Raw genomic sequence first — 13,797 nt, 5'->3', positions numbered from 1 at the left:
AAATCCCACGGCGTGCCGGTTTCGGCCTCCTCCGCTCTCCAAAGAGGCCGCCAATGTGCACTCTGACCTGCGGAAATAGCAAACCTGGCCGAACGGCCGGCCAAGCCGGAACGCGTCGCACTCCGTCTCACGATCAGAACACCGGAAGCCAGCCCCTTCCTCGTTTGGTATGCCAGGCTCTAGGTTGTCCGTGTCCGACAGCCTTCAGGAGGTCACATGCGCACGCGTTGGCGCGCCCGTCACGTACTCGCCCACCAGAACGGCGGCCACGCGCTGCTGCGCGACGGGGAGGTGGTGTGGGAGAACGACGTCATCGTCCATGTCGGCGGGCGCTACGAAGGCCCGGTCGACACCGAGGTGGACCTCGGCGAATCGCTCGTCATGCCCGGTCTGATCGACCTGGACGCGCTCACCGACATCGACCACCTCGTCCTCGACTCCTGGCACGGCCCCACCATGGGCGGCGGGCTGCAGTGGTCCCAGGACTACTTCGGCCACCGCCGCCACGATGTCTTCACCCCCGACGAGCGGCGCATCGTGCGCGAGTACGCCCTGGCGCAGCTGGCCCTGCACGGCATCACCACCTACATGCCGATCGCCTCCGAGGTGCACAGCTCCTGGGCCGAGCCGTACGACGAGCTCGTGGCGATGGCCGAGACCTCGCGCCGCATCGGGCTGCGCGGCTACCTCGGGCCCGCCTACCGCTCCGGCGTCAACGTGGCGCTGCCGGACGGCGGCCGGGACGTGGCCTTCGACGAGGAGCGGGGCCGCGCCGGCCTCCGGGACGCCGTCCGCTTCCTCGACCACCTCGACCGGCTCGCGGACCCGCTGCTCACCGGCGTCCTGCTGCCGTGCCGCATCGAGACCCTGACCGCGGAACTGCTCCGTGAGACGGCGGACATCGCGAAGCGCCGCGATGTCCTGGTGCGGCTGCACGCCCTGCAGGGCGCCTTGGAACGCGACGTGGTCGAGCGTCTGCACGGCACGACGCCCATCCAACTCATCGAGGACACCGGCCTGTTCGGAACCAGGCTGCTCATCCCCCACACCGTGCTCGTCGACCGCCATCCGTCCGTGCACGGCGAGGACCGCGGCGATCTGGAACGGCTGGCCCGGGCCGGCGTGTCCGTCGTGCACTGCCCGCTGACGTCCCTGCGCTACGGGTCGGTCCTGCACTCCTTCGGCGCGTACCGGGCGGCCGGCGTGAACCTCTGCCTCGGCACCGACTCCTTCCCGCCCGACCTGGTCCGCGGGATGGACGTCGGCGTGCACCTCGCGAAGATCGTCGACGACCGGTTCGACGCGGCCCCGGCCGAGCACTACGTCGAGGCCGCGACCCTCGGCGGCGCCCGCGCGCTGGGCCGCGCCGACCTGGGACGGCTCGAGCCCGGCGCGCAGGCCGACCTCGTCGCCTTCGACCTCGGGGACATCCGCGACGGCGTCCAGGACGACCCCGTACGCACCTTCCTCCTCAGCGGCACCGCCCGGCAGGCCACCCACTCCGTCGTCGCGGGCCGGCCGGTCCTCGTGGACCGCGCGCTCCCCGGCATCGACCTCCCGGCCCTCCGGCGGCAGGCCCAGGGCCTCTTCGATAAGATGCGGGCGGCCTACGGCGAACGGGACGTCATGGGCCGCGACGCCGACACCCTCTTCCCGCCCACCTTCCCCGACTTCCGAATCCAGGCATGACCGCCGAACCCTCCACCTCGACGCACGTGGACCGTGCCGAAGCGTCCATCCGGGCCGGGATCCACTCCGGCAGCTATCCGCAGGGATCCCGGCTGCGGGAGCGCGAACTCTCCGAGACCCTCGGCGTCTCCCGCATCCCGGTGCGCGAGGCACTCGTGCGGCTCGCCGCGGAGGGCCTGGTCGTCACCGAGCCGCGGCGCGGCGCAACCGTACGCCAGCTGACCCTCCGGGACGTGGACGAGCTGTTCGACCTGCGTCTGAGCCTGGAGGTGTTCGCCGCACGCCGGGCCACCGAGCGCTGCGCCCAGGGGCACCGCCCTCCCGAGCTGCAGCAGATCATGGACCGGGCCGAGGAGGCGACACGGCGCGGCGACGCCGCCGGCATCGCCGCCGCCAACACCGCCTTCCACGCCGAGATCATCACCATGACCGGCAACCGGCTGCTGCAGGCCTCCCTCCAGCCCTCCCTCGGTCTCATGCACTGGCTGTTCCGCCTCACCTCCACCGAGGCGGGCCCGCATCTGCACTGCGAGGAGCACCGGGAGATCTGCCGCGTGATCTACTCCGGACGCCCCCAACTCGCCGAAGCGCTCGCCTACGCCCACATCGACATCCGCCGCGAACCGGTCCTGCAGGCGCTCTCGGAGGTGCTCCCGCCCGCCTAGCCCGGTTCCCGCGATGCCCGGAGGTCCTCCCGAGCCACGGGACGGTCCGGCGGTCGCACCGCTCCGGAGGCCGCGCAAAGACGTAGCCGCGTGCGTCGAGCGCGACCTCGTCCCCGCCAGCGGCCACTGGGCGACGGCCCAGAACAGCAGCCCGGCCCTCGGCCTCGGTACGGCCGAGGGCATGGGCTCGGCCTGCGGCGGGGCGAGCCGGCCGGGCATCGGTCTCCTGTCGGCTGTCGTGGAACCCGGCGCGGTGTCCGGTGCTGCCGGTCGGCCGGTCGGCCGGCCATCCGGTCGCTCGGGTGGCGCACCGGGCAGGGGTGACCCGGTACCGGACGGAGCGCCGGTGACGTCTGTCCGGTGCCGGGCGGTGGGCCGGTCAGGTGGGGGTGGGGAGGTGGGGCGGACGTGGGTCAGGTCGTCCCCCTCCTGGCCCTCGCCGGCGCCTCCGACCCTGGCCTCGTACGCGGTGTCCACAGCCTGCGCGATGTCCGGCGACTGCGCGCCGATCGACACCGACACACCGCAGGACGCCCCGTCGAAGCCCTTCCCCGAGGAGTCGTAGCCGATCTCCAGGACCTCCTCCCGCACCTTGGCCATCTGGTTGTCCCCGAGGTCGTGGCGGGTCATGACAGTTCATGGCGCTTCACAGCGGACCGCAGCGGTACACAGCGGTTCGAACGGGCCCGCGGCTACCAGCCCCGCCGTCGGGCGGCCGCCGCCCCGGGCGAGCGGAGCAGCGCGACGAGTTCCCGCCGCAGGGCCCGGTCCTGGTCGGTCTCGGTGGACAGGTCGAGCTGGACGATGTCCACCCCGGCCGCCCGCAGCAGGTTGATCCGGCGGGCGACGGTGGCGGGCGAGCCCGCGTACGCGGCGGCGAAGGAGCGGCGGACGTAGGCGGCCACCTGCCCTCCCGGCCGCTCCTCGGCGGCCCGGCCCCGCTCGCGGTCGCGGTCCAGGGCGACGGCCTGGGCGAACCGGTGGCCGTCCGGGCCGGCGGTGAGCCGCAGCGCCTCCCGGCGCAGCTCGCGGACCTTGTCCCGGGCGGCCTCGTCGGTGTCGGCCAGCACCAGGGTGAGGTGCCGCCAGATCCGCACCGTCCGCCCGAACCCGGCGGCCGCCTCCCGGACTTCGGTGATCCGGCGGCGGGTGTCGGGCAGCGGCAGGACAGGTACGGCGTACACCTCGGCGTGCCGGGCCGCCAGCCGTACGCCCTGCGGGGAGGAGCCCCCGAAGGAGAGCAGTTCGCCGCGCGGCTCGGGCCGCAGCCCGGGGCGGGCGCCCTGGACGCGGTAGAACTCGCCGCTGTGGTCGAACTCCTCCTCCGCCGCCAGTGAGCGGCGCAGCAGGGTGAGGTACTCGTCGGCGCGCCGGTAGCGGTCCTGCTTACCGAGCAGGTCGCCGTCCCGGGCGACGTCGAGGTCGCTGGAGCCGACGATCACGTGGGCCGCCGCCCGGCCGCCCGACAGCCGGTCCAGGGTGGCCAGTTGGCGGGCGGCGACGGTGGGCGCGGTGGTGCCGACGCGGTGGGCGACGGCGATCCGCAGCCGGCTGGTGGCGGCCAGGGCCCAGGTGGCCACCAGCCACGGGTCCGGCCAGGAGCTGGACTGCACCACGAGGGCGCTGTCCAGCCCGTCCTCCTCGTTCTCGCGGGCCGTCCGGGCGACGTGCACGGGGTCGGCGGCGCGCTCCCGCAGGTCCGGGGCGAAACGCAGCGCCTGCCGCTCGCGCGGTGTCCGGCCGTGTACGGGGGCGGCTCTCACGCCGCCCCGGATCTCCAACTCCATTGCTCTGCCTCCGCGTTCGCGGGTGTACGGGGGGTGCGCGCCCGGCCCGGGGCCCCTGCCGGGCCGTACCTGGGCAGGGGCCGGGTGCCATGGGCCGGGGCGCGCTGCCCGGCGGCGCTACCCGGCGGCCGGGCCGAGCCGGGCCAGGGTGTCCAGCAGCCGGGCCCGGCTGACGAACACCTCGGGCGGCAGCGACACGTACAGCTGGATGGTGGTGACGCCGGGCCGGTGGTACCGCAGGATGCGCTCCCGGCACTCCTCGGGCGAGCCGGAGACGAACAGGCCGTCGACCACCTCGTCCGGCAGCGCCCGCTGCGAGCCCTCCGGGTCGCCGGCCGCCCAGCGCTCGTGGGCCTCCTTCAGCAGTTCGCCGTGGCCCAGCCACTCGTGGAACTTGCGGTAGGGCTCGCGGTTGAGGATCCAGGCCAGGAACGGCCGGGAGGCCCGGTGCGCGTAGTCGGTGTCCTCGGTGGGACAGACGAACACCTTGACCACCAGTTCCTTGCCCGGCGGCTGCGGCCCGACGGCGTCCAGCACCTTGGGCACGTCCTCGGGGAAGAGCAGGTTGGTGATCGCGCCGTCGCCCTCGTTGAAGCCGAGCTTCAGCATGCCGGGGCGCAGCGCGCCCAGGATCACCTTGACCGGTTCGACGGGCGGGTGCGGCAGCCGGTAGCCGGTGATCGAGAAGGTGTCGAAGTCCCCGGCGATGTGCTCGCCGCGCAGCGCCCGGGTGAGGAAGCGCAGCACGTCCCGGGTGCGCTTGAACGGTTCGTCGAAGGGGATGCCGTTGATGTCGGTGACGTGCGCCGGCACGGAGGCGCCGATTCCCAGCAGCAGGCGGCCGGGGGCGAGTTGGGCCAGGGTGGCGGCGGTCTGGGCGAGTACGGCGGGGCCCCTGGTGTGAACCGGGACGATGCCGGTGCCGATCCGCAGCGAGGGGGACCAGGCGGCGGTGGCGGCCAGCGGGGTGAAGGCGTCGGTGCCGCCGCCCTCGGCGCTCCAGACGTCGGTGTACCCGAGTTCCGGCAGCCGTTCGACGATGAAGCGGTGCCGGTCGATGGTCAGGCCGGGCAGGGGGAGGGTGATGCCCCACTTCGGCGGCTCGGCGCGGCGGTCGGGTGCGTGCGTGGTGGTCATCGAGCGGCCTTCTCTCGTACGGGGATCACTGCTTGCCGACCCAGACGGTGGTCAGGTCGATGAACCAGGACTGCGGCTGCACCAGGCCCTGCACCTTGGGCGAGAGGGCGCGCGGGTTGCGGTCGTTGACCACGAACAGCCAGGGCGCGTCGGCGGTCACCAGGGAGAGCGCCTGCCGGTAGTCGGCCTGCCGCTTGGCCTGGTCGGGCTGGGCGGAGGCGGACTTCAGCAGTTCGTCGACCTTGGGGTTGCTGTAGTGGCCCGTCCAGAACGGGCTCTTGGAGCCGATGAACAACGGAAGCAGCGCCTCGGACTGGAACAGTGTGGTGGACTGCGCGATGGCGTCCGAGCCGAGCGCGACCTGGCCCTTGGCCTCGGCACCGATCAGCGTGGACCAGTCGGTGGTGCGCAGTTCGACCTTGATGCCGACGGCTGCCAGGTCGCGCTGGATGGCCTCGGAGATCGGCACGGGCAGCAGGTTGCCGGAGCCGCCGGTGGGAACCGTGACGGAGGTGCTGAAGCCGCCGGCCACCCCGGCCTCGGCGAGCAGCGCCTTGGCCTTGGCCGGGTCGTAGCCGTAGGCGTCGCCGGCCGGGTCGTAGGCGAAGGTGGCGCGCGGGGCGGCCTGGAGGGCCGGGTCGGCGGTGCCGCGCAGCAGCTTCTCGGCGATGGCCTGCCGGTTGACGGCGAAGTTGGCTGCCTTGCGCACCCGGGGGTCGTTCCAGGGCGCCTTGGAGGTGTCGAGGATCCAGTACCAGATGTGGTCGTAGCTGTTGGTGGCGATCCGGACGCCGTCCCGCTGGAGGCTCTCGATGTCGTCAGGGTTGGGGTACTCGATCCAGTTGACCCCGCCGGAGCGCAGTGCGGCGGTGCGGGCGGCGGCGTCCGGCAGCGGCTTGACGATCAGCCGGTCCAGTTTGGGCGCGCCGCGCCAGTAGGACTTGTTGGCGGCCAGTTCGATCTGCTGGCCCTCGGTGTGCGAGACGAAGGAGAACGGGCCGGTACCGACGGGCTGCTTGGCGAAGTCCTTGGAGCCGGTCTTCCTCACCGCGGTGGGGCTGGCGATCAGGACGTGCGCCAGGTCCTCGGGAAAGTGGCCGTTGGGGTCCTTGGTGACCAGTTCGACGTGGTCGGCGTCGAGCTTGCGGTAGGTGGTGATGGAGCCCGCGTACTCCGCGGCGGCGGCGCCGATCGCGTCGGTGTAGTTCTCGCTCTGCTTGTTGAGGTAGCGGTCCAGGTTGAACAGCACGGCGTCGGCGTCGAAGGGGGTGCCGTCCTGGAAGGTGACGCCCTTGCGCAGCTTGAAGGTCCAGGTGCGGGAGTCCTCGGCGACCTTCCAGGACTCGGCGAGCGCGCCGGTGACGGCCGGCGGGCGGTCGGTGCCGGACAGGTCGTAGTGGGTCAGGCCCTCGTAGATCTGGAAGCTGACCAGCCGCTTGCCCTCGAAGCCGGCCCCGCCGATCACGGTGTCGGGGTTGGGCAGCTTGCCGGTGGCGCCGACCACCAGGGTGCCGCCCCGGCCCTCGCCGCCGGCGGCCGGGGCCTCCGCCCCGGAGCCGCAGCCCGCGGTGGCGAGCAGCACGACGGCGACGGCCGGCAGCGCGCCGGCTCTGGGGCTGATGCGGGCGGGGCGGTGGTGCGTCATGGCTGTTCCTTGTCGCTGGTCGGGTCGGCGGTACGGGGACGGGGACGGGTCTGCGGTACGGGGACGGGAGAACGGCGGCGGAGGTGCGGCGGCAGGGCGCGCGGTCGGGGGCTGGAAGGGCGGCGATGGGGCGGCGGGACGTGCGGTTGTGGACGGGCTCAGTCGCGGGCGCCCTGGAGGGTGGGTGCCGTCCCGCACTCGGCGGCCGCCAGCAGGGCCCGGGTGTACGGGTGGGCGGGGGCCGACCACAGGGTGTCGGCGCCGCCCTCCTCGACCACCCGGCCGTGCCTCAGCACCAGCACCCGGTGCGCGATCCGGCGGACCACCGCCAGGTCGTGCGAGATGAACAGGTAGGCCAGGCCGGTGCGTTGCTGGAGTCCGGCGAGCAGGTCCAGCAGGCGTTCCTGCACCGCGGGGTCCAGGGCGGAGGTCGGCTCGTCGCAGACCACCAGGTCCGGCCGGGTGGCCAGGGCCCGGGCCACGGCCACCCGCTGGAGCTGCCCGCCGGACAGCTCCCGGGGGTAGCGCGCGGCCAGCTCGGCGCCCAGGCCGACCTGCCCGAACAGCTCCGCCACGGCGGCGGGCCGCTCCCGGCGCGGGGTGCCGTGCAGGCGCAGCGCGGTGGCCACCGCCTCGCCGGCCCGCAGCGCGGGGTTGAGGGAGCCGCGCGGGTGCTGCGGCACGAACTGGAGCCGGGCTCGGACGGGCCGGGCCCGCCGCCCGCGCAGCCCGTACGGGTCCTGTCCGGCGAACCGGACGGTGCCCTCGTCGGGGGCGAGCAGGCCCAGGGCGAGCCGGGCCAGCGTGGACTTGCCTGAGCCGGACTCGCCGACCAGGCCGACCGTCTCGCCGGGTGCCACCCGCAGGCTGACGCCGTCCAGGGCGAGGGTGCCCCGGCGGAAGCCCTTGCGGACCTCGGTGACCTCCAGCAGCGGCGTGCCGGCGGCGGACTCGGCGCTCATCGACGGCCTCCCGGTTCGGCGACCGCCAGGCCGTCGGCGGCATCGGAGGCAGGGTCGGCATCGGCATCGGCATCGGCGGCGGTGGCGGGACTCGCGCCGAGCACCTGCTCGGTCGGCCCGGTGCCGGAGATCCGGCCGGCCCGCAGCACGGCCACCCGGCCGCCGATCCGGCGGGCCGCCGTCAGATCGTGGGTGACCAGCAGCAGGGCGATGCCGCGCCGGCGGCGCAGTTCGTCGAAGAGGTCGAGGACGCGGCCCCGCACCAGCGCGTCCAGGGCGGTGGTGGGCTCGTCCGCGATCAGCAGTTCGGGGCCGCAGCAGACCGCGATGGCGATGGCCGCGCGCTGGCGCAGCCCGCCGGAGAGTTCGTGCGGGTAGGCGCGGGCGACGCGCTCCGGCTCCGCCACCCCGGCCTCGGCGAGCAGGGCGGGCACGGCCTCCCGGGCGGCCCGGCGGCCGTCGGCCCGCCGGTGGCGCAGCAGGACCTCGGCGAGCTGCGGGCCGATCCGGCGCAGCGGGTCCAGCGAGCCGGTCGGGTCCTGCGGGACGTAGCCGATCCGGGCGCCGCGCACCCGGGACCAGCTCCGGGCGTCCAGGGCCCGCAGGTCGGTGCCGGAGAGCGTCACCGAGCCGCTGACCCGGGCCCCGCGCCCGGGCAGGCCGAGCACCGTACGGGCGGCGGTGGTCTTGCCGCTACCGGACTCGCCCAGCAGGACCAGCGCCTCGCCCGCGTCGACGGAGAAGGAGACCCCGTCCACCGCCCGGACTCCGCCAGGGTACTCCACGGCCAGTCCGGCCACGTCCAGGACACTCATCGGCCCGCCTCCGGAAGGTGTGCTCCGCTGTCGCCGATCCGTCGGCGCAGCCGCTCGCCGAGTGTGTTGAAGACCACCGAGACCAGCAGGATCACCAGGGCCGGCTGCACCGCCACCCACGGGTGGGTGAACAGGCTGGGGCGCAGCTCGTCGAGCATCGCGCCCCACTCGGCGGTGGGCGGCGCCACGCCCAGGCCCAGGAAGGACAGCCCAGCCGCGTACACCACGGACAGGCCGACCAGCGAGGCCGCGTACACCAGCACCACCGGCGCGACCACCGGCACCACCTGGCGCACCGCCAGGTCCAGCCCGCCGGCCCCACTGACCCGGGCGGCCTCCAGGTACTCGGCGGTGCGGATGCGCCGCACCTCGGTGAAGGCCACCCGGGCCACCGCCGGGGTGAGCACCACCGAGAGCGCGAGCACGGTGGCGCCCAGGCCGGGCCGCAGCAGGGTGGCCACCGCGATGGCGAGCAGCACCCCGGGAAAGGCGTACAGCACGTCGAGGGTGCGCAGCAGCGCCTGCTCGGTGACCCGGCCGCCCAGCCCGGCGGCGATGCCCAGCAGGGTGCCGGCGGTGACGGCCACCAGCACCGGTACCAGGCCGCCGACCAGCGAGGCCCGGCCGGCCCAGATCAGCCGGCTGAGCACGTCCCGGCCCTGGCCGTCGGTGCCGAGCAGGTGGCCGGGGGCGCCCGGGTCGAGCAGCCGGTCCTCCAGCGAGCCGGCCGCCGGGTCGTACGGGGCCACCAGCGGCGCGCCGAGGGCGAGCAGCACCAGCAGGGCGGCGGCCCCGGCGGAGAGCAGCAGCAGGACGTCCCGGGGGGCGCGCCGGACGGCTCCGGGCTCGACGGGTCCGGCGGGTTTGGCGGGTCCGGCAGGTTTGGCGGGTTTGGCGGCCAGCGTCACGGTCAGCTCCGCACGCGCGGGTCGATCGCCGCGTGCGCGGCGTCCACCAGCAGGTTGATCCCGACGAAGGCGACCGCCACCACCAGCACCCCGCCCTGAACGAGCGGCAGGTCGCGGGCGGTCAGCGCGTCGTACAGCAGCCGGCCGACGCCCGGCCAGGCGAACAGGGTCTCCACGAAGACCACGCCCTCCAGCAGGTAGGCGAGTTGCAGGCCGCCGATGGTCAGCAGGGCCGGCGAGGCGTTGTGCACGCAGTGCCGCAGCACCGCGAACCGGCTCAGGCCGCGGGCCCGCAGGCTGTCCGCCAACTCCCCCGCCAGCACGGCGGAGAGCGCCGCCCGGAACACCTTGGCCGTCAGGCCCAGCGGTACGAGTGCCGCCGCCACGGCGGGCAGCACCAGGTGGCGCAGCAGGTCGCCCGCGCCGCCGCCGCCGAACACGTCGTGGGTGCCGCCGGCCGGCAGCCAGCGCAGGTTGACCGCGAACACCGCGATCAGCAGCAGCGCCACCGAGTACTGCGGCGCGGAGACCGCCAGCGTGCCCAGCGCGTCGCAGAGCCGGCCCAGCGGGCCGTTCGGCCGCAGCGCGCCGAGGGCCCCCAGCAGCACCCCGCCGGCCAGTACCAGCAGGAAGGCGGCGCCGGCCAGCAGCAGGGTCTGGCCGAGCGCGGAGCCGAGCAGTTCGGCCACCGGGCGCTGCGCCGATACGGAGACCCCGAGGTCGCCGCCGGCCGCCCCGCCCAGCCAGTGGAGGTAGCGCAGCGGCAACGGCTCGTCCAGGCCCAGTCGTTCGGACAGATCGAGGCGGGCCTCCGGCGGGGCGCCCGGCCCCAGCAGCGCGGTCAGCGGATCGCCCGGTACCAGGGCCACCGTGGCGAACACCACCACCGTCACCCCGAGCAGGGTCGGCACCGCGAGCAGCAGGCGGCGCAGCAGGAACCCGGTCATCCGCTCACCCCTCGGGGCTGGGCCGCGCCGGGTCGGGCGGCCGTCCGGTGGTCGGCGGCGGGCATGGCGGAATTCCTTTCCGGACGGGGCCGGTGGCACCGGCGGGGAGTCTGCGGGGGACCTTCGAGGGGGCGGCCCTGGCGGCGGGCCGGGGCGCGCCGGAACGGTCCGGGGTACGTCGGAACAGCTCGGCGCACCGGGTGGGCGACGGAAGGCCGACGTCATGAAGGTCGCTGATGGGCGGCGTTGACAGCCAGTCAGCAATTCATGCTGTTACCCCTGGTCATAGGATCGGCCGCGCGGGGTAACCGGCTACCGCCTCCGCCGGACCGCCGTCCCGTCCTTGACCTGCTACGAGGCCCGGAACTACCCTGATGGCATGGCAATCCGGCGGACCGGCTTCACCCTGGTCGGTATCGGCGGCTCGTGGCACCGCAGGTGTTTCGACGAGCTGTGTCCTCGCGCTCTCCAGCGCTGACGCCGAGCCCCGACCCCGGCAGCAGCGCTCCCGCACCAGGCCCGTACGCCCCGCCGCCCGCCGCCTCCGGCCCGCGACCTCCGTACCAGGCCCCGCCGCAGCAGCCGTGCCCACGAGCCGGCCCGCCACGTCCGAGGGGACCGCACCCGCCATGCCGCAGTACGCCCTGTCGCAGTACGCCCCCCAGCGCGCCCTCCCCACCGGCGCCCGCGACCCGCATCCGCACCGGGCCCCGCACCGGGGCAGCGCCCGCCGGCTCTCCCACATCGGCGTCGGCCCGGTGATCGGGGCCGAGGCACTGCACAGCGAGATCGACAACCCGCTCGACCTGATCGTCGGTCACCAGCTGCTGGCCGAGCCCGGCCCGCAGCCCACCGCACCGGCCGCCGCCTGCGACTGCGGGCACCCGATGTGCGGCAGGGAGGAGGCCGCGGCCGGCGCCACCCGGGTCTTCCTGGTCGAACGGCACCCCGTGGCCAGTGCCGGCCTGCGGTCCGTACTGGCCACGGCGCCGGGGCTGACCGTGGTCGGCAGCACCGGGGACCCGGCCGCCGCCGTGGCCGCCGTCCGCCGGGTCCGGCCGGACCTCGTCCTGCTGGGCCGGGGCGCATCGCTCGGCGAGGACCTGGCCGCCGCCGCCGCCCTGCGCGGGCCGGAGGGCGCCCCGGACACCCGGGTCGTCCTGCTGAGACGCGCCGAGTCCACCGCCGAGGCCAGCCGCATCCTGCTGGCCGGCGCCGTCGGCTGCTTCCCGCTGGACCTGCCCGAGGACCGCATCATCGGCGCCGTCCAACTCGCCGCCGCCGGCGGCTCGGTCTTCCTCCCCGCCCCGCCCCCGGCCCGCGTCCACCCCGCCAGCCTGGCCGGCCAGGCCGCCGAACCACCCCTCCAGCAGGTCGGCCTGACCGAACGCGAACGCGAAGTCCTCGCCCAGCTCGCCCGGGGCCTCAGCAACGCCGAGATCGGCCGCGAACTCGCCCTCGCGGAGGCCACCGTGAAGAAGCACCTCACCTCCGCCATGCGCAAGACCGGCCACTCCGACCGTCTCCGCGCCGCCCTCTACGCCCACCGCCACGGCCTGGCCGGCTGACCCACCACCGACCTCGGGGGCGCGAGGAACCACGCGCAGCGCCAGACCCCCACCCCACCCGCAACCCACCCGCAACCACCCCACCCACCCCAGCCACCGCACGCCCCCGAGGGCGACCTTCGGCGCACTCCCGGTCTCCGATCGTCGCCACCAGTGGGTCCGTTCGGGGCTACTCCCCCCACCACCCCCCTTCATACGGTTGCGACACCGCGATCCGCCGAAGGGAGTGACCCGTTGAGCATTCCGCCCGAGGGTGCCGTACCGCCCGCACCGGCCACCGCCGTTCTGCCGGCGGCCGGCCCCGGTCTGCCGCCCGAGCTGCCCCGGTCCCCGTACCGTTCGATGTCGGACGCCGAGCGTTCGGCACTGTGGCGCCGCCGCCTGCACGAGGCCGAGGCCGGCCTGACCAGGTTCCTGGTGTCCCGTGGGGACGAGGTCCACCTGACCGACTGGTTCGCCCTGCAGTCCGCCGTGTTCGCGGACCTCCCCGAGGAGGGCTCGGCCGGCGCGCCCGAGTGGCAGCGGGTGTTCTTCCGGGGCCAGGCGCTGATGGAGCGCTTCCTGGTGTCCCGGTACGGCGAGCCGGTGCTCGCCGAGTGGGCCCGGTCGAACGCCGAGGTGCACCGCGAGGTGGAGCCGGACTACGGCCGCGGCGCCGCCGACCCGATGCACCGCCTCGCCCGCCAGGCCGAACTGTACGGCTCCGACTACGAGTTCGACGAGGACCACGGCACCGGCCAGGACCCTGCGGAGCACTCCGCGCTGACCATCACCCACTGCGCCATCTGGGACTACCGCGAGCAGGCCCGCCGCTCCGGTGTCCGCCTCACCCTGGCCTCCCCCTGCACGTACTGCACGGAGGCGGTGTCCTCCAACATCCGCGCCAAGGGCTTCCGCCCGGCCGTCCGGCTGCTGAGCGGCCCGACGGGCCACGGCTGCCGCTGGGAGTCCTCGGCCCCTTCCGATTCCGACCCCCGCCAGGAGGCGTGATGTGCGGTGTGACGGGCTGGCTGGACTGGGAGGCGGACCTGCGCCGCGAGGAGCGGACGGTCCGCGAGATGACCCGCACCCTGGTGTGCCGGGGCCCGGACGCCGAGGGGGTGTGGCTGTCCCGGCACCTCGCGCTGGGCCACCGCCGACTGTCGGTGATCGACCTGGACGGCGGCGTGCAGCCGCTGGCGGACGCCCCGCACGCCCCGCAGGTCGTCCTGGGCTACAACGGCGAGCTGTACAACTACCGTGAGCTGCGACGGGAACTGGAGTCCCACGGGCACGTCTTCCGGACGGACTCGGACACCGAGGTGCTGCTGCGCTCGCATCTCCAGTGGGGCGCCGCCGCCCCCGAGCGCTTCAACGGAATCTTCGCCTACGCCCTGTGGAACGCCCGCGATGAGGAACTGCTGCTGGTCCGGGACCACCTGGGGATCAAGCCGCTCTACTGGCACGCCCACCGCTCGGGGGTGCTGTTCGGCTCCGAGCCGAAGGCGCTGCTGGCCAATCCGCTGTTCCGCGCCGAGCTGGACGCCCAGGGGGTGGCCGAGCTCTTCGCGCTGCCCGCCGCCCCGACCGCCGGCCACGGGCTCTTCCGGGGGCTGAACGAGGTCCGGCCGGGCCGACTGGTACGGGTGACCAGGTCGGCGACCACCGAGGTCCGCTACTGGCGGCTGGAGTCGC

At 74.7% G+C, this 13,797-nt stretch carries 12 protein-coding genes and 1 pseudogene; 5 read left to right on the top strand and 8 right to left on the bottom strand.

The genetic code is table 11. The features are described 5' to 3' along the window. Positions 1 to 216 precede the first annotated feature (216 nt). Both ACFU74_RS07745 and ACFU74_RS07740 read left to right on the top strand, forming a co-directional pair. A complete protein-coding gene (locus tag ACFU74_RS07745; protein ID WP_380753372.1) occupies positions 217 to 1,689 on the top strand; it encodes a chlorohydrolase family protein in 1,473 nt (490 codons plus the stop codon). After that, positions 1,686 to 2,354 (top strand): GntR family transcriptional regulator, encoded by a 669-nt coding sequence (locus ACFU74_RS07740; protein ID WP_380753370.1) that lies wholly within the window; start codon positions 1,686 to 1,688, stop codon positions 2,352 to 2,354. Before ACFU74_RS07745 ends, ACFU74_RS07740 begins: the two co-directional genes overlap by 4 nt. A 414-nt stretch (positions 2,355 to 2,768) precedes the next feature. Here ACFU74_RS07740 and ACFU74_RS07735 read toward each other — a convergent pair. From ACFU74_RS07735 to ACFU74_RS07700, 8 genes and pseudogenes are all read right to left on the bottom strand, one after another. Then, positions 2,769 to 2,945 (bottom strand): annotated as a pseudogene (locus ACFU74_RS07735) (methionine adenosyltransferase); the annotation flags it as partial. A gap of 101 nt (positions 2,946 to 3,046) precedes the next feature. After that, positions 3,047 to 4,141 carry an LLM class flavin-dependent oxidoreductase gene (locus ACFU74_RS07730; protein ID WP_380753367.1) on the bottom strand — a complete coding sequence of 365 codons (1,095 nt, stop codon included), beginning with the start codon at positions 4,139 to 4,141 and terminating at the stop codon, positions 3,047 to 3,049. A gap of 117 nt (positions 4,142 to 4,258) precedes the next feature. Continuing rightward, a complete protein-coding gene (locus ACFU74_RS07725; RefSeq protein ID WP_380753364.1) occupies positions 4,259 to 5,278 on the bottom strand; it encodes an LLM class F420-dependent oxidoreductase in 1,020 nt (339 codons plus the stop codon). A gap of 25 nt (positions 5,279 to 5,303) precedes the next feature. After that, positions 5,304 to 6,923 carry an ABC transporter substrate-binding protein gene (locus tag ACFU74_RS07720; RefSeq protein WP_380753362.1) on the bottom strand — a complete coding sequence of 540 codons (1,620 nt, stop codon included), beginning with the start codon at positions 6,921 to 6,923 and terminating at the stop codon, positions 5,304 to 5,306. A 158-nt stretch (positions 6,924 to 7,081) separates the two neighbouring features. After that, the gene (locus ACFU74_RS07715; RefSeq protein WP_380753360.1) at positions 7,082 to 7,885 is read right to left on the bottom strand and encodes an ABC transporter ATP-binding protein; all 804 of its coding nucleotides are present in this window, start codon (positions 7,883 to 7,885) and stop codon (positions 7,082 to 7,084) included. Then, positions 7,882 to 8,700 (bottom strand): ATP-binding cassette domain-containing protein, encoded by an 819-nt coding sequence (locus ACFU74_RS07710; RefSeq protein ID WP_380753357.1) that lies wholly within the window; start codon positions 8,698 to 8,700, stop codon positions 7,882 to 7,884. The genes ACFU74_RS07715 and ACFU74_RS07710 overlap by 4 nt, the downstream gene beginning before the upstream one ends. Then, complete coding sequence (locus tag ACFU74_RS07705) at positions 8,697 to 9,608, bottom strand: ABC transporter permease (RefSeq protein WP_380753354.1); 912 nt, start codon at positions 9,606 to 9,608, stop codon at positions 8,697 to 8,699. Before ACFU74_RS07705 ends, ACFU74_RS07710 begins: the two co-directional genes overlap by 4 nt. A gap of 2 nt (positions 9,609 to 9,610) precedes the next feature. After that, a complete protein-coding gene (locus tag ACFU74_RS07700) occupies positions 9,611 to 10,555 on the bottom strand; it encodes an ABC transporter permease (protein ID WP_380753351.1) in 945 nt (314 codons plus the stop codon). Positions 10,556 to 11,184: 629 nt separating this feature from the next. On the opposite strand from ACFU74_RS07700, the gene ACFU74_RS07695 reads away from it, so the two are divergent. The 3 genes from ACFU74_RS07695 to ACFU74_RS07685 form a co-directional block, all read left to right on the top strand. Further along, positions 11,185 to 12,123, top strand: coding sequence for a LuxR C-terminal-related transcriptional regulator (locus tag ACFU74_RS07695; protein WP_380753348.1), 939 nt, complete (start codon positions 11,185 to 11,187; stop codon positions 12,121 to 12,123). 234 nt (positions 12,124 to 12,357) lie between these two features. Continuing rightward, complete coding sequence (locus tag ACFU74_RS07690; protein WP_380753345.1) at positions 12,358 to 13,113, top strand: hypothetical protein; 756 nt, start codon at positions 12,358 to 12,360, stop codon at positions 13,111 to 13,113. Next, on the top strand, positions 13,113 to 13,797 hold a 685-nt coding region (locus ACFU74_RS07685), incomplete at its 3' end, for an asparagine synthetase B family protein (RefSeq protein ID WP_380753342.1). The genes ACFU74_RS07690 and ACFU74_RS07685, both read left to right, overlap by 1 nt.

The sequence above is a fragment of the Kitasatospora sp. NPDC057500 genome, assembly GCF_042802195.1.
Classification (GTDB): Bacteria; Actinomycetota; Actinomycetes; order Streptomycetales; family Streptomycetaceae; genus Kitasatospora.
The sequence above is the reverse complement of the archived record's forward strand: the minus strand, read 5'-3'. Positions and strand labels throughout refer to the sequence as shown.

Bases quoted from the DNA above. Each gene is read 5' to 3' on its own strand.
- ACFU74_RS07730 (WP_380753367.1), bottom strand. From the start codon at position 4,141: ATGGAGTTGGAGATCCGGGGCGGCGTGAGAGCCGCCCCCGTACACGGC.
- ACFU74_RS07740 (WP_380753370.1), top strand. From the start codon at position 1,686: ATGACCGCCGAACCCTCCACCTCGACGCACGTGGACCGTGCCGAAGCG.
- ACFU74_RS07700 (WP_380753351.1), bottom strand. From the start codon at position 10,555: ATGACCGGGTTCCTGCTGCGCCGCCTGCTGCTCGCGGTGCCGACCCTG.
- ACFU74_RS07695 (WP_380753348.1), top strand. From the start codon at position 11,185: ATGCCGCAGTACGCCCTGTCGCAGTACGCCCCCCAGCGCGCCCTCCCC.
- ACFU74_RS07725 (WP_380753364.1), bottom strand. From the start codon at position 5,278: ATGACCACCACGCACGCACCCGACCGCCGCGCCGAGCCGCCGAAGTGG.
- ACFU74_RS07715 (WP_380753360.1), bottom strand. From the start codon at position 7,885: ATGAGCGCCGAGTCCGCCGCCGGCACGCCGCTGCTGGAGGTCACCGAG.
- ACFU74_RS07720 (WP_380753362.1), bottom strand. From the start codon at position 6,923: ATGACGCACCACCGCCCCGCCCGCATCAGCCCCAGAGCCGGCGCGCTG.
- ACFU74_RS07710 (WP_380753357.1), bottom strand. From the start codon at position 8,700: ATGAGTGTCCTGGACGTGGCCGGACTGGCCGTGGAGTACCCTGGCGGA.
- ACFU74_RS07745 (WP_380753372.1), top strand. From the start codon at position 217: ATGCGCACGCGTTGGCGCGCCCGTCACGTACTCGCCCACCAGAACGGC.